Annotated in this window: 9 protein-coding genes and 1 tRNA gene; 7 read left to right on the top strand and 3 right to left on the bottom strand. The window is 69.2% G+C overall.

Features of this window, described 5'->3' with window-relative positions; translation table 11 throughout:
- Positions 1 to 3 precede the first annotated feature (3 nt).
- From gltB to QRN44_RS16700, 5 genes are all read left to right on the top strand, one after another.
- Positions 4 to 4,566: a glutamate synthase large subunit gene (gltB, locus tag QRN44_RS16720; RefSeq protein WP_285039678.1), complete on the top strand. Its 4,563-nt coding sequence runs from the start codon at positions 4 to 6 to the stop codon at positions 4,564 to 4,566.
- Entirely contained in the window at positions 4,559 to 6,016 is a 1,458-nt protein-coding gene (locus QRN44_RS16715; protein ID WP_121290658.1) for a glutamate synthase subunit beta, read from the top strand. The genes gltB and QRN44_RS16715 overlap by 8 nt, the downstream gene beginning before the upstream one ends.
- 92 nt (positions 6,017 to 6,108) lie before the next feature.
- Positions 6,109 to 7,524, top strand: coding sequence for a pyruvate kinase (gene pyk, locus QRN44_RS16710; RefSeq protein WP_064296910.1), 1,416 nt, complete (start codon positions 6,109 to 6,111; stop codon positions 7,522 to 7,524).
- 112 nt (positions 7,525 to 7,636) lie between these two features.
- A complete protein-coding gene (locus QRN44_RS16705; protein WP_285039677.1) occupies positions 7,637 to 8,977 on the top strand; it encodes a CoA transferase in 1,341 nt (446 codons plus the stop codon).
- A 60-nt stretch (positions 8,978 to 9,037) separates the two neighbouring features.
- Positions 9,038 to 9,700 carry a histidine phosphatase family protein gene (locus QRN44_RS16700; RefSeq protein ID WP_285039675.1) on the top strand — a complete coding sequence of 221 codons (663 nt, stop codon included), beginning with the start codon at positions 9,038 to 9,040 and terminating at the stop codon, positions 9,698 to 9,700.
- Here the strand turns inward: QRN44_RS16700 and QRN44_RS16695 are convergent, their stop codons facing one another.
- Together QRN44_RS16695 and QRN44_RS16690 are read right to left on the bottom strand one after the other, a co-directional pair.
- On the bottom strand, positions 9,701 to 9,973 hold the full coding sequence (locus QRN44_RS16695) for a hypothetical protein (RefSeq protein WP_124769355.1): 273 nt from the start codon (positions 9,971 to 9,973) through the stop codon (positions 9,701 to 9,703).
- A gap of 60 nt (positions 9,974 to 10,033) precedes the next feature.
- Positions 10,034 to 10,117: transfer RNA gene (locus QRN44_RS16690), tRNA-Leu, on the bottom strand.
- A gap of 54 nt (positions 10,118 to 10,171) precedes the next feature.
- Between QRN44_RS16690 and QRN44_RS16685 the strand changes: the two genes are divergently transcribed.
- Entirely contained in the window at positions 10,172 to 10,777 is a 606-nt protein-coding gene (locus QRN44_RS16685) for an ANTAR domain-containing response regulator (protein ID WP_064296913.1), read from the top strand.
- Between the two features lie 74 nt (positions 10,778 to 10,851).
- On the opposite strand, the gene QRN44_RS16680 is transcribed toward QRN44_RS16685, so the two are convergent.
- Positions 10,852 to 11,274: a hotdog fold thioesterase gene (locus QRN44_RS16680; RefSeq protein ID WP_079002521.1), complete on the bottom strand. Its 423-nt coding sequence runs from the start codon at positions 11,272 to 11,274 to the stop codon at positions 10,852 to 10,854.
- Positions 11,275 to 11,329: 55 nt separating this feature from the next.
- Here QRN44_RS16680 and polA point away from each other — a divergent pair, with 55 nt between their 5' ends.
- Complete coding sequence (gene polA / locus QRN44_RS16675) at positions 11,330 to 13,990, top strand: DNA polymerase I (RefSeq protein ID WP_285039673.1); 2,661 nt, start codon at positions 11,330 to 11,332, stop codon at positions 13,988 to 13,990.
- Positions 13,991 to 14,017 lie beyond the last annotated feature (27 nt).

Below are 14,017 nucleotides of genomic sequence, written 5' to 3'. Positions count from 1 at the left end.
TCCATGGCGCATGCACCGTACGCTTCGTTCAGCTCGGTTCCGCCCAAGCAGGGCATGTACGACCCGGCGAACGAGAAGGACGCCTGTGGCCTGGCGATGGTCGCGACCCTGACGGGCGAGGCCTCGCACAGCATCATCGACGCGGCGCTCGGTTCGCTCCGCAACCTGGAGCACCGCGGCGCGATCGGTTCCGACGCCGGGACCGGCGACGGCGCGGGCATCCTCACCCAGATGCCCGACGCCTTCCTGCGCGGCGTCGCCGGATTCGAACTGCCGCCGCTCGGCGCGTACGCCGTGGGCATCGCCTTCCTGCCCACCGATGCCTCCGAGCGCGCACAGCTCCAGACCCGCATCGCCGCGATCGCCGCCGAGGAGGAACTCACCGTCCTCGGCTGGCGCGAGGTGCCGGTCGACCCCGACGAGTTGGGGAAGCTCGCCCGTGCGGCCATGCCGGCGTTCGAGCAACTGTTCGTCACCGGGTCCGGAGCCTCGACGCCGACCGGGATCGCCCTCGACCGACTCGCCTTCCGGCTCCGGAAGCGGGCGGAGCGCGAGCTCGGGGCGTACTTCATCTCCCTGTCGAGCCGCACGCTCGTCTACAAGGGCATGGTCACGACGCTCCAGCTCGAACCGTTCTACCCCGACCTGTCCGACGAGCGGTTCGCGACCAAGCTCGCCATCGTCCACTCGCGGTACTCCACCAACACGTTCCCGTCCTGGCCGCTGGCCCAGCCGCTGCGCATGATGGCGCACAACGGCGAGATCAACACGGTCGAGGGGAACCGCAACTGGATGCGCGCGCGGCAGTCGCAGCTCGAGTCCGAGCTCATCGGCGACATCCGCCCGCTGCTCCCCATCATCACGCCCGGAGCGAGCGACTCCGCCTCGTTCGACGAGGTCCTCGAGCTGTTGACACTGACCGGACGGTCCCTCCCGCACGCCATGATGATGATGGTCCCCGAGGCCTGGGAGAAACAGACCGGGCTGTCGCAGGAGCGACGCGACTTCTACGAGTTCAACTCCATGCAGATGGAGCCGTGGGACGGTCCGGCCGCCCTCACCTTCACGGACGGCTCACTCGTCGGCGCGACCCTGGACCGGAACGGCCTGCGTCCCGGTCGGTGGCTGGAGACGACCGACGGTCTCGTCGTCCTGGGTAGCGAGATCGGCGTCCTCGACGTCGACCCGAGCCGCGTCAAGCGCAAGGGCCGCCTGCGTCCCGGGAAGATGTTCCTCGTCGACACCGAGGCCGGGCGGATCATCGAGGACGACGAGATCAAGGACGAGCTCTCGGCTTCGGCACCCTGGGGCGACTGGCTCGACGCCGGACGCATCAACCTGAGCGACCTGCCGGAGCGCGAGCACATCGTGCACACGCCGGCATCCGTCACCCGCCGCCAGCGGACCTTCGGGTACACCGAGGAGGAGGTGCGCATCCTCCTGCAGCCCATGGGCCAGAACGGTGCGGAGCCGCTCGGCGCGATGGGCTCGGACACCCCGATCGCGGTGCTCTCCGACCGCCCTCGGCTCCTGTTCGACTACTTCGTGCAGCAGTTCGCCCAGGTCACCAACCCGCCGCTCGACTCGATCCGCGAGGAGGTCGTCACCTCGCTGAAGCTCGGGCTCGGCCCGGAGCGCAACCTCCTCTCGTGGGGCCCCGAGCACGCCAAGCAGGTCGTCCTCGACTTCCCGGTCATCGACAACGACGAGCTCGCCAAGATCCAGCACATCGACCCGAACCCGGCGAGCCCGCTGACGACGACCGTCAAGGCGCTCTACCGCGTCGAGGACGGCTCGGCCGGACTCGAGACGCGCCTGCGCGAGATGTGCGACGAGGTCGACCAGGCGATCCTCGCCGGCTCGGAGTTCATCGTCCTGAGCGACCGCGACTCGAACTCCGACCTCGCGCCGATCCCGTCGCTACTCTCGCTCGCCGCCGTGCACCACCACCTCATCCGCGCCGAGAACCGGATGAAGGTCGGGCTCGTCGTCGAGGCCGGCGACGTGCGCGAGGTCCACCACGTCGCGCTGCTCATCGGCTTCGGCGCCTCCGCGATCAACCCGTACCTGGCCATGGAGAGCTGCGAGGACCTCGTCCGCAGCGGCCTCATCCAGGGCGTCACCCGCGAGCAGGCCGTCAAGAACGTGATCAAGGCGCTCGGCAAGGGCGTGCTCAAGATCATGTCGAAGATGGGCATCTCCACGGTGTCCTCCTACGCCGGAGCACAGGCCTTCGAGGCCGTCGGCCTGAGCCAGCAGCTCGTCGACAGCTACTTCACGGGTACGGAGACGAAGCTCGGCGGTGTCGGCATCGAGGTGATCGCCGAGGAGAACGCGAAGCGTCACCGGTACGCCTACCCCGAGGACGCCGCATCGACGGCCCACGAGCGCCTGCAGTCCGGCGGTGAGTACCAGTGGCGTCGCGACGGTTCGCCGCACCTCTTCAACCCGGAGACGGTCTTCAAGCTCCAGCACGCGACCAAGACGCGCCGGTACGACATCTTCCGCGAGTACACCCACATGGTCGACTCCCAGGCGGCCCAGCTCATGACGCTCCGCGGGATGTTCACCCTCCGCACCGGTGCCCGCCCGCCCGTCCCGCTCGACGAGGTCGAGTCGGTCGCCTCGATCGTGAAGCGGTTCTCGACCGGCGCGATGAGCTACGGCTCCATCTCGCGTGAGGCGCACGAGACGCTGGCGATCGCGATGAACCGCATCGGTGCCAAGTCGAACACCGGTGAGGGTGGCGAGGACGTCGACCGGCTCCTCGACCCGACGCGCCGCAGCGCGATCAAGCAGGTCGCCTCCGGCCGGTTCGGCGTGACGAGCATGTACCTCACGCACGCCGACGACATCCAGATCAAGCTCGCCCAGGGCGCGAAGCCCGGTGAGGGCGGGCAGTTGCCGCCGACGAAGGTCTACCCGTGGGTGGCGCGGACGCGTCATGCCACGGCGGGCGTCGGCCTCATCTCGCCGCCGCCGCACCACGACATCTACTCCATCGAAGACCTCAAGCAGCTCATCTTCGACCTGAAGCGTGCGAACCCGAAGGCCCGGATCCACACCAAGCTGGTCAGCCAGTCCGGCATCGGTGCCGTGGCCGCAGGCGTCGCGAAGGCGCTCTCGGACGTCATCCTCGTCTCCGGTCACGACGGCGGAACCGGCGCGAGCCCGTTGAACTCCCTGAAGCACGCGGGCACGCCCTGGGAGCTGGGTCTCGCTGAGACGCAGCAGACCCTCATGCTCAACAACATGCGCGACCGCGTCGTGGTGCAGGTCGACGGTCAGATGAAGACCGGACGCGACGTCGTCATCGGCGCACTGCTCGGCGCGGAGGAGTTCGGCTTCGCGACGGCACCGCTCGTCGTCTCCGGGTGCGTCATGATGCGCGTGTGCCACCTCGACACCTGCCCGGTCGGCGTCGCGACGCAGAACCCGGTGCTGCGCGAGCGGTTCACCGGCAAGCCGGAGTTCGTCGTGAACTTCTTCGAGTTCATCGCCCAGGAGGTGCGCGAGTACCTCGCCGAGCTCGGGTTCCGGACGCTCGAGGAGGCGATCGGCCACAACGAACTGATCGACGCCGACCGGGCGATCGACCACTGGAAGGCGTCCGGGCTCGACCTGGCCCCGGTCCTCGTGGGTCCCGTCTTCGCCGACGACGAGCCGCGGATCAACCGCCGGCCGCAGGAACACGAGCTCGAGAAGCACTTCGACCAGCAGCTCATCACGGCCGCCTCGGACGTGCTCGAACACGGTGGCCACTTCTCGGTCGACCTGCCCATCCGCAACACGGAGCGGGCGGTCGGCACCATGCTCGGCCACGAGGTCACCAGGCGGCACGGCGAGAACGGGCTCCCGGCAGGGAGCATCGACATCACCCTGCGCGGCTCGGCCGGGCAGTCCTTCGGCGCGTTCCTCCCCGGCGGCATCGCGCTGCGGCTCATCGGCGACTCGAACGACTACGTCGGCAAGGGCCTGTCCGGCGGACAGATCGTCGTCCGGCCATCCGAGCGCGCCGCCTTCGCGCCCGAGGAGAACGTGATCGCCGGCAACGTCATCGGGTACGGCGCGACCCAGGGCACCATGTTCCTGAGCGGGATCGTCGGCGAGCGGTTCCTGGTGCGCAACTCCGGCGCCACGGCGGTCGTCGAAGGCGTCGGTGACCACGCGCTCGAGTACATGACGGGCGGTCTCGCCGTCATCCTGGGCCAGACCGGCCGGAACCTCGGCGCGGGCATGTCCGGCGGCACGGCCTACGTGTTCGACCTCGAACGCGACCAGGTCAACCGAGACTCCCTCGCCTCGGGGGAGCTCACCCTGTCCGAACTCGACAGTGCCGACGCCGAGATCGTCCGCGACCTCCTCGAACGGCACGTCGTGGAGACCGGTTCTCCGCTGGCCGGCCGGCTGCTCGCCGACATCGAGGACTCACTCGCCCGCTTCGTCAAGGTCCTGCCGCGTGACTACGCGGCGGTCCTGGCGACCCGACAGACCGCACTCGACGAGGGGCTCGACCCCGACGGCGACATCGTATGGAACCGAATCCTGGAGGTGACCGGTGGCTGATCCCAAGGGATTCCTGAAGGTACCGGAGCGCGAGCTCCCGAAGCGCCGGCCCGTGCCGGTCCGCATCATGGACTGGAAAGAGGTCTACGAGCAGAGCGACCCCGCGACCGTCCGCAAGCAGGCTGGTCGCTGCATGGACTGCGGCATCCCGTTCTGCCACCAGGGCTGCCCCCTGGGCAACCTCATCCCGGAGTGGAACGACCTCATGTGGCGCGGCGAGGGACGCTCGGCCATCGAACGGCTGCACGCCACGAACAACTTCCCGGAGTTCACGGGCCGTCTCTGCCCGGCGCCGTGCGAGAGTTCGTGCGTGCTGGGCATCAACCAGCCCGCCGTGACCATCAAGCAGGTCGAGGTCTCGATCATCGATCAGGCGTTCGCCAACGGTTGGGTCGAGTCCCACCCGCCGGAGCGACTGACCGGCAAGACGGTCGCCGTCGTCGGCTCCGGGCCGGCCGGCCTCGCCGCAGCCCAGCAGCTGACGCGTGCTGGCCACACCGTCGCGGTCTACGAGCGCGACGACCGCATCGGTGGTCTGCTGCGCTACGGCATCCCCGACTTCAAGATGGAGAAGAAGCACCTCGACATCCGGCTGAAGCAGATGCAGGACGAGGGCACCCGGTTCCGCGCCGGCGTGAACATCGGGGTCGACATCAGCTGGGACGAGCTCCGCGCCCGCTACGACGCCGTCGTCATCGCCACCGGCGCGATGGTGCCACGCGACCTCCCGATCCCCGGTCGTGACCTCTCCGGGGTCCACTTCGCGATGGAGTACCTCGTGCAGGCGAACCGCGTCGGCGCCGGCGACACGGTCGCCGACCAGATCACGGCGGAGGACAAGCACGTGGTGGTCCTCGGCGGCGGCGACACCGGTGCCGACTGCATCGGCACGGCGCACCGTCAGGGTGCCGCCTCCGTCACGAACCTCGCCATCGGCACGCAGCCGGCGGGGGAGCGGCCCGAGCACCAGCCGTGGCCCATGATGCCGACGCTCTTCGAGGTCGCGAGCGCACACGAGGAGGGCGGCAACCGCGAGTACCTGGTGTCGACCGTCGAGTTCCTCGCCAACGAGGCCGGCGAGGTGCGGGCGATCCGCGTCGCCGAGACGGAGTTCGTCGACGGCCGTCGCGTGCCGAAGAGCGGCACCGAACGTGAGATCCCGGCCGACCTCGTGCTCCTCGCGCTCGGATTCACGGGCCCGGAGGGCGAGACCCTCGAGTCGCAGTTCCAGCTCCCCTTCACCGGGCGCGGCAACGTGGCACGGGAGCACGATTACCAGACCAACCAGCCCGGCGTGTTCGTCGCGGGCGACGCCGGTCGTGGCCAGTCCCTCATCGTGTGGGCGATCGCCGAGGGCCGCGCTGCGGCGGCGGCCGTCGACCAGTACCTCGAGGGCGAGACCCAGCTTCCCTTCCCGGTCCGTCCCACGGACCAGCCCATCTCCCTCTAGGCTTTCAAGCGGACGACAAGCGTCGGACGCATCATGCCGAGCAGTGAGTACCGAAGCGCCTCGCGCGCAGAAATCATGGAGAACACACACACATGAGACGAGCCAAGATCGTCGCAACGCTGGGGCCTGCAGTCTCCAGCTATGAGAACATCCGGGCCATCATCGATGCGGGGGTCGATGTCACCCGGATGAACCTGAGCCACGGCAGCTACGACGTGCACGAGGCCATCTACGCCAACGTGCGCAAGGCCACCGAGGACTCCGGCCGTGCCGTCGCCGTCCTGGTCGACCTGCAGGGCCCGAAGATCCGCCTCGGCAAGTTCGAGGGCGGCCCGTACGACCTCGCCGTCGGCGACATCTTCAAGATCACGACCGAGGACATCCTCGGCACCAAGGAGATCTCCTCGACGACGTTCAAGGGCCTGCCCCAGGACGTCAAGCCGGGCGACTTCCTCCTGATCGACGACGGCAAGGTCAAGGTCGAGGTCGTTGAAGCGGACGACACCGTCGTGACCACGCGCGTCATCGTCGCCGGCCCGGTGTCGAACAACAAGGGCATCAACCTCCCCGGCGTCGCCGTCAACGTCCCCGCGCTCAGCGAGAAGGACGAAGCGGACCTCCGTTGGGGACTGCGTCTCGGCGCCGACCTCATCGCGCTGTCGTTCGTGCGCGACGCGGCCGACATCGACCGTGTCCACGAGATCATGGCGGAGGAGGGCCGCAAGGTCCCCGTGATCGCCAAGATCGAGAAGCCGCAGGCCGTCGAGAACCTCGAGGGCATCGTCGAGGCGTTCGACGCGATCATGGTCGCCCGCGGCGACCTCGGTGTCGAGCTCCCGCTCGAGGCCGTCCCGATCGTACAGAAGCGTGCGGTGGAGCTCGCTCGCCGCATGGCGAAGCCGGTCATCGTCGCGACGCAGATGCTCGAGTCGATGATCTCCAGCCCCATCCCGACGCGCGCGGAGACCTCTGACGTCGCGAACGCGGTGCTCGACGGTGCTGACGCGGTCATGCTCAGTGGCGAGACGAGTGTCGGTGCCTACCCGGTGATCACGGTCCAGACCATGGCCCGGATCGTCGAGTCGACCGAGATCCACGGTCTCGACCGCGTTCCGCCGCTCGGCACGAAGCCGCGCACCCAGGCCGGAGCGATCACGCTGGCGGCCGTCGAGGTGGCGGACTTCGTCGAGGCGAAGTTCCTCTGCGTCTTCACGGAGTCGGGGGAGTCGGTCCGCCGCATGGCCCGTCTCCGCAACCGGATCCCGATCCTGGCGTTCACGCCCGACCCGGCCATCCGTCGTCGGATGGCGCTGAACTGGGGCGTCGAGTCCTTCGTCGTCGAGCGCGTCACGCACACCGACCAGATGGTCGCCCAGGTGGACGAGGTCCTCGTCGCCACGGGCAAGGCCGCCGTCGGTGAGCCGGTCATCATCATCTCCGGTTCCCCTCCCGGCATCCCCGGGACGACGAACGACATCCGCGTCCACAAGGTGGGCGACGTCCTCTAGTCGTCGACAGCAGCGAAGGCCGTGGTCCTCCCGTACGGGGACCACGGCCTTCGTCGTCCGCCGGGTCCGGTGGCACCGCGATTCCGGACGCCGTGGGTCTAGCCTGATGCCCATGAACCGTTCTGTCCTCGTCGACGACACCCTCCGCAGCGCCGTGGGCCTGGACCCGGGAGGAATCGACCGTGAAGCGACCGGGTCGACGGGACTCCTGGCCTCCCGATTCGCCGTCCTGGAGCTCGCCGCGGTCGCCGTCGGCGCCGTGGAGGATGCCGCCGACCGACTCCGCATCGCCCTCGGATACGAGCCGATGCACCCGGCTCTCGACCTCGAGCGGATCGCCGCGGCCTACCAGAGCGACCGCCTGTTGCGGATCGACGGAGCAGCCGTGGATCCGTTCGCGCCACTGTCCGGTTTCTTCGCCGCGGCCGACGGCTGGGTGCGCACGCACGCGAACTACCCCCACCATCGTCGCCGCCTGAGCGCCATGCTCGGGATCGGCGACGAGGCCACCCGCGCAGAGCTCGCCTCGGCGATCGCCTCCCGCTCCGCCCTCGACCTGGAATCGGAGGCCGCCGGGGTCGGCGCACTGCTCGTCGCCGTCCGGAGCGCTGCCGAGTGGTCGTCCACGCCGCAGGCCTCGGTCGGTGACGGACCGCTCGTCAGGCGCCACGGTGGCTCCAGCGGCTCGAGGATCGCCTCGTGGGTGCGGCCCACGCGCCGCCAGCCCTTGCGCGGCCTCCGCGTCCTCGACCTGACGCGGGTGATCGCCGGTCCGGTGTCCACGAGGACCCTCGCGCTCCTCGGTGCGGACGTCCTGCGCGTGGATCCACCGCAGGTCCCCGAGATCCCCTGGCAGCACACCGACAGCGGCCAGGGGAAGCGGACGGCGACCCTCGACGCGTCGACACCGCGCGGCCTCGCGACACTGCAGACGCTGAGCGACGAGGCCGACATCCTGGTGACGGGGTACCGGCCACACGCCCTCGAGCGCCTCGGTCTGCGAGGTCGCGACGGTCTGGTCACCGGCTCCGTCGACGCCTGGGGTACGACGGGGCCCTGGGGTGATCGACGCGGGTTCGACAGCCTGGTCCAGGCCGCCACGGGCATCGCGCTGGTCGAGGGCGAAGACGGCGCCCCGGGCGCCCTGCCGGCTCAGGCGCTCGACCACAGCGCGGGATACCTGCTGGCGGCGGCCATCGTCGACGACGTGGCGAGGGTCGTCGGTGGCGGCGATGCCGGCCGGTCGTCGGTGTCGCTCGCGCGCGTCGGTGCGGTGCTCCAGCGTCTGCCACGATCCGAGGCACGCCCGCCGTCGGACCTCCCGGGAGCGCGGTGCCTGGTGACCCACGGTGCGGTGACGACGGCCCGCCCCGCGCTCAGCGCCTTCGACGATCACGCGTCCCCGGCGGCGGTCCTGGGGAGCGCCGAACCGCAGTGGACCCCGCGCAGCTGATCCCGGCACACTCCGCACCGGGAGATGACCGCCCTCCGGTAGCTCGCCTACCCTGGAGACATGCGCCTCATCCTCATCAGACACGGTCAGACCTCGTCCAACGTCGCCGGCCTGCTCGACACCGCGATCCCCGGGGCCGTCCTCACCGAACTCGGCGAGACGCAGGCGGCCGCCCTCCCCAAAGCGCTCGTGGGGGAGCGGATCGACGCGGTCTACGCTTCCACCGCGGTGCGGGCGCAACAGACCGCCGCACCCGTCGCCGACGTCAGCGGGCTTCCCGTGATCGTCCGTGACGGACTCCGGGAGATCAGCGCCGGCGACAACGAGATGCTCGGGTCGCCCGAGGCCGTCCAGGTCTACATCGACACCATCGTGGCGTGGGCGATGGGTGACCTCGACTCCCGGATGCCGGGCGGCGAGAACGGCCACGAGGTGTTCGCGCGTTTCGACGCCGTGATCGAGGAGCTCGAGGGCTCCGGACTGGAGAGCGTGGTGGTCGTGAGCCACGGAGCGATGCTCCGGTCCTGGCTCGGGCTGCGCGGGGCGAACGTCGACGGACACTTCATCGGCACGCACCCCATCACGAACACGGGCGTCATCATCGTCGACGGGGACACGACGACCGGTTGGCGGGTCGACACCTGGACGGGCGACGCCGTCGGCGGACCGGAGCTGACGACGGAGGCCGACGGTCCGGCCGCCGCCGTCGAGCGCGGCTTCTGATCAGTTCGCGTCGTCGGCCGAGGTCGCGCCGTCCGTGAGGAACGGTCCGGGCTCTTCGCCGGGCTGACCCGGCAGTGAGCCGACGAGACGGTCGAGCTCGGCGGCGTCGACGTCGATGCCCTGGTCGCTGAGACGGTCCGCCAGCGCTGCCCGGACGTCGAGGTCCGGGGTGAGGGACCGGTCTGCTGCGACCTGCACCAGGATGCCCTGGAGCCGGTCGTCGGTGCTGGCGTCGTGGACGTCCTGGCGCGGGTCGGTGTGCTCTGCGGTCATGGTGTCGGGTCCCATCGTGTCGGCAGGTCGAGTGCACCCGGTGGGCCATCAGCTCGTTCCTGGTACCGGTGGTGGGACTCGAACCCACACGTCTTTCGACAAAGCATTTTGAGTGCTCCGCGTCTGCCATTCCGCCACACCGGCGCGTCCGCCGCACGGCGAACAGCAACCTGCATCAGAGTACCGTAGGATTTGAGGGTGACCGAGCAAGAGACCCCTCCCGCAGCCCCACGGCGCGTCGTCGTCGCTGAGGACGAATCCCTCATCCGCCTCGACATCGTCGAGATCCTCCGCGACAACGGTTTCGAGGTCGTCGGCGAGGCCGGCGACGGCGAGACCGCTGTCGCCCTCGCGACGGAACTCCGTCCGGATCTCGTGATCATGGACGTCAAGATGCCTCAGCTCGACGGCATCTCCGCGGCCGAGCGCATCGGGAAGGCGCACATCGCCCCGGTGGTCCTCCTCACGGCCTTCAGCCAGAAGGAGCTCGTCGAGCGGGCGAGCGAGGCGGGCGCCCTCGCCTACGTCGTGAAGCCGTTCACGCCGAACGACCTCCTTCCCGCGATCGAGATCGCCCTCTCGCGCTACCAGCAGATCATCACCCTCGAGGCCGAGGTCGCCGACATGGTCGAGCGCTTCGAGACCCGCAAGCTCGTCGACCGGGCGAAGGGCCTCCTCAACGAGAAGATGGGCCTCACTGAGCCCGAGGCGTTCCGCTGGATCCAGAAGGCCTCCATGGACCGTCGCCTCACCATGCACGATGTCGCGCAGGCCATCATCGAGCAGCTCAGCGCCAAGAAGTAGCGCTCCTCCCTCGTCGCAAGAGCGGCCCGTCCCCTCGGGGGCGGGCCGCTCTGCTGTGTCCGGTGCCGGGCTCGTCAGGCGGTCGGTGCGTCCTTGATGAGGTTCGTGATGCGGATCGTGGAGCACCGTCGTCCCTGCTCGTCGGTGACGGCGATCTCGTGCACGGTGAGCGAGCGGCCGAGGTGGATCGGGGTGCAGACACCCGTCACGAGGCCCTCCGTGGCGGACCTGGTGTGCGTCGCGTTGATGTCGATGCCGACGGCGAGCTTGCCCGGGCCCGCGAAGAGGTTGGCGGCCATCGAGCCGAGGGACTCGCCGAGCACGACGTACGCCCCGCCGTGCAGCAGCATCGCGGGTTGGGTGTTGCCCTCGACGGGCATGGTGGCGACGGATCGCTGCACCGTGAACTCGGTGAACTCGATGCCCATCTTGGCGGCGAGTGCGCCGCTGCCCCTCGTCCGCAGGAACTCGAGTGCGTCGTCGGTCTCGTTCGTCATGTCCACCTTCGGATCGGGCCTGAGCCGTGTCGGCACCGGCTTGTAGGCTGGGCGCGTGTCGGAATCAGAAAAGCCTACCCTCCTCGTCGTCGACGGCCACTCGCTCGCATTCCGGGCGTTCTACGCCCTGCCGGTCGACAGCTTCCAAACCCGCGACGGTCAGCACACGAACGCCATCCACGGCTTCATCTCCATGCTGATCAGCCTGCTCAAGAACGAGAACCCGAGCCACATCGCCGTGGCCTTCGACATCTCGCGCCGTTCCTTCCGCACCCGCGAGTACCCCGAGTACAAGGGCACGCGCGGTGAGACCCCGGCGGAGTTCAAGGGGCAGGTGCCGCTGCTCGAAGAAGCGCTCACGGCGATGAACATCACGACGATCAGCAAAGAGGACTACGAGGCCGACGACATCCTCGCCACCCTCGCCAAGCAGGGCGCCGAGGAGGGCTTCCGGGTCCTCGTGGTCTCCGGCGACCGCGACACCATCCAGCTCGTCACCGACGACGTCACCCTGCTGTACCCGTCGAGCCAGGGCGTCTCCGCGCTCACCCGGTACGACGGAGCCAAGGTCTTCGAGCGCTACGGCATCCGGCCGGAGCAATACCCGGAGATCGCGGCGCTCGTCGGAGAGACGAGCGACAACCTCCCGGGCATCCCGAAGGTCGGCGAGAAGACCGCCGTGAAGTGGCTCAACCAGTTCGGCTCCCTCGAACAGATCCTCGAGCGCGCCGACGAGATCACCGGCAAGGTGGGGGAGAGCCTCCGCGAGCACAAGGAGAACGCGGTCCGCAACCGCCGCCTCAACCGGCTCCTCACCGACGTCGAACTGCCCGTCGGACCGAAGGACCTCGAACGCCGACCGATCGACGCGGACGCGGTGGCGGCCGTCTTCGGGCGGCTCGAGTTCCGCACGCTGCTCGATCGGGTCCTCAAACTCGACGGACTCGAGGCCAACACGGATGTGTCCGCACCGCAGGCGGGCGGCGTGGTCATGCCACCGCAGAAGGAGCTGCTCGACGAAGAGCTCGAGGCGTGGATCACCCGTGCCGTCGCCGCACATCCCGCCGGGATCGGTCTCCACCTCGACCTCGACGGAGGCCTCCCGGTCGCGGCCGGCCTCGCGACGCCCACGGAGATCGTCTCGCTCGCCTGGCGTCCCGGCGAAGCCGACTACGCCCCGCTCGAAGCGTGGTTGGCGAGCGACGCCCCGAAGATCATGCACGACGCCAAGCCGCAGCTCCAGGCGGTCACGCGCGCCGGCCTGACGGTGGACGGTCTCGGCTACGACACCGCGGTCGCCGGCTGGCTCCTGCGTCCGAGCGGCGGAGACAAGACGATCGCCGACCTCATCACGCGCTATCTCGACGAGACGATGCCCGTCGCCGACCCGAACCAGCTCGTCCCCGAGACCGACCCCGTGGGGGTCGGTGGTACCGCCTGGTACGCCCTCCGGGTCGCCGAGGCCACTCGCACGGCGCTCGACGCCGGGTCGCTCGGCGTGCTGCTCGACATGGAACTGCCGGTCCTCCAGGTGCTGGCCCACATGGAGCTGACCGGGGTGACGGTCGACCACGACATCCTGAGCGGCCTGTCCGAGCAGCTCGGGAACCGGGCGGCGGAGCTCGCGAGCAACGCGTATGCGGAGATCGGCCGCGAGGTCAACCTCGGATCACCGAAGCAGCTGCAGGAGGTCCTCTTCGACCAGCTCGCCATGCCGAAGACACGCGCCAACAAGACGGGCTTCTCGACCGACGCCGGCGCCCTGGCCGATCTCCAGGAGAAGAGCCCGCACCCGTTCCTCGGGCTTCTCCTCGAGCACCGCGATGCGACGAAGCTCCGCCAGATCGTGGAGACGCTCGACAAGGCGATCACGCCCGACGGCCGCATCCACACGACGTACGTCCAGATCGGGACCAGCACCGGTCGGATCTCCTCGACCGACCCGAACCTGCAGAACATCCCCGTGCGCACCGAGGAGGGACGCCGCATCCGCGCCGCCTTCCAAGCCGGCTCCGGGTACGAGACCCTGCTGACCGCCGACTACTCGCAGATCGAGATGCGGATCATGGCGCACCTCTCCGGCGATGCCGGCCTCATCGAGGCGTTCAAGTCCGGCGAGGACCTCCACCGTTTCGTCGGCGCACGCATCTTCGGCGTCGCCGCCGAGGACGTGACCCCCGCGATGCGCAACAAGGTCAAGGCGATGTCGTACGGACTCGCCTACGGCTTGAGTGCGTTCGGGCTCTCGAAGCAGCTGCGGATCTCGAGCGCTGAGGCGAAGCAGCTCATGGTCGACTACTTCGAGCGCTTCGGTGCGGTCCGCGACTACCTGCGCAACGTCGTCGAGCAGGCCAAACTCGACGGCTACACCGAGACGATCTTCGGTCGTCGCAGGCTCTTCCCCGAGCTCTCCAGCCCCAACCGACTGGTCAGGGAGAACGCCGAACGCCAGGCATTGAACGCCCCGATCCAGGGTTCGGCCGCCGACATCATGAAACGCGCCATGATCGGCATCGAGTCCGAGCTGCGCTCCGAATCCCTCAGCTCGCAGATGATGCTGCAGGTGCACGACGAACTGATCTTCGAGGTCGCCGAGGGGGAGTGGGACGCCCTGGAGCGCATCGTCCGAGTACAGATGGCCGGCGCCGCCGAGCTGTCGGTACCGCTGGAGGTCCAGATCGGCCGCGGTCACGACTGGGACGCCGCAGCCCACTGAACGCGCCCTGCGGGTCCGCACCCGGGC

It is taken from the genome of Plantibacter sp. lyk4-40-MEA-4, assembly GCF_030209415.1.
Taxonomy (GTDB): domain Bacteria; phylum Actinomycetota; class Actinomycetes; order Actinomycetales; family Microbacteriaceae; genus Plantibacter; species Plantibacter flavus_A.
The sequence above is the reverse complement of the archived record's forward strand: the minus strand, read 5'-3'. Positions and strand labels throughout refer to the sequence as shown.

What these genes read in the sequence shown, in the direction of transcription:
- QRN44_RS16695 (WP_124769355.1), bottom strand. Translation starts at nt 9,973, where the DNA reads ATGACCGCAGAGCACACCGACCCGCGCCAGGACGTCCACGACGCCAGC.
- gltB (WP_285039678.1), top strand. Translation starts at nt 4, where the DNA reads ATGGCGCATGCACCGTACGCTTCGTTCAGCTCGGTTCCGCCCAAGCAG.
- QRN44_RS16700 (WP_285039675.1), top strand. Translation starts at nt 9,038, where the DNA reads ATGCGCCTCATCCTCATCAGACACGGTCAGACCTCGTCCAACGTCGCC.
- QRN44_RS16705 (WP_285039677.1), top strand. Translation starts at nt 7,637, where the DNA reads ATGAACCGTTCTGTCCTCGTCGACGACACCCTCCGCAGCGCCGTGGGC.
- QRN44_RS16680 (WP_079002521.1), bottom strand. Translation starts at nt 11,274, where the DNA reads ATGACGAACGAGACCGACGACGCACTCGAGTTCCTGCGGACGAGGGGC.
- pyk (WP_064296910.1), top strand. Translation starts at nt 6,109, where the DNA reads ATGAGACGAGCCAAGATCGTCGCAACGCTGGGGCCTGCAGTCTCCAGC.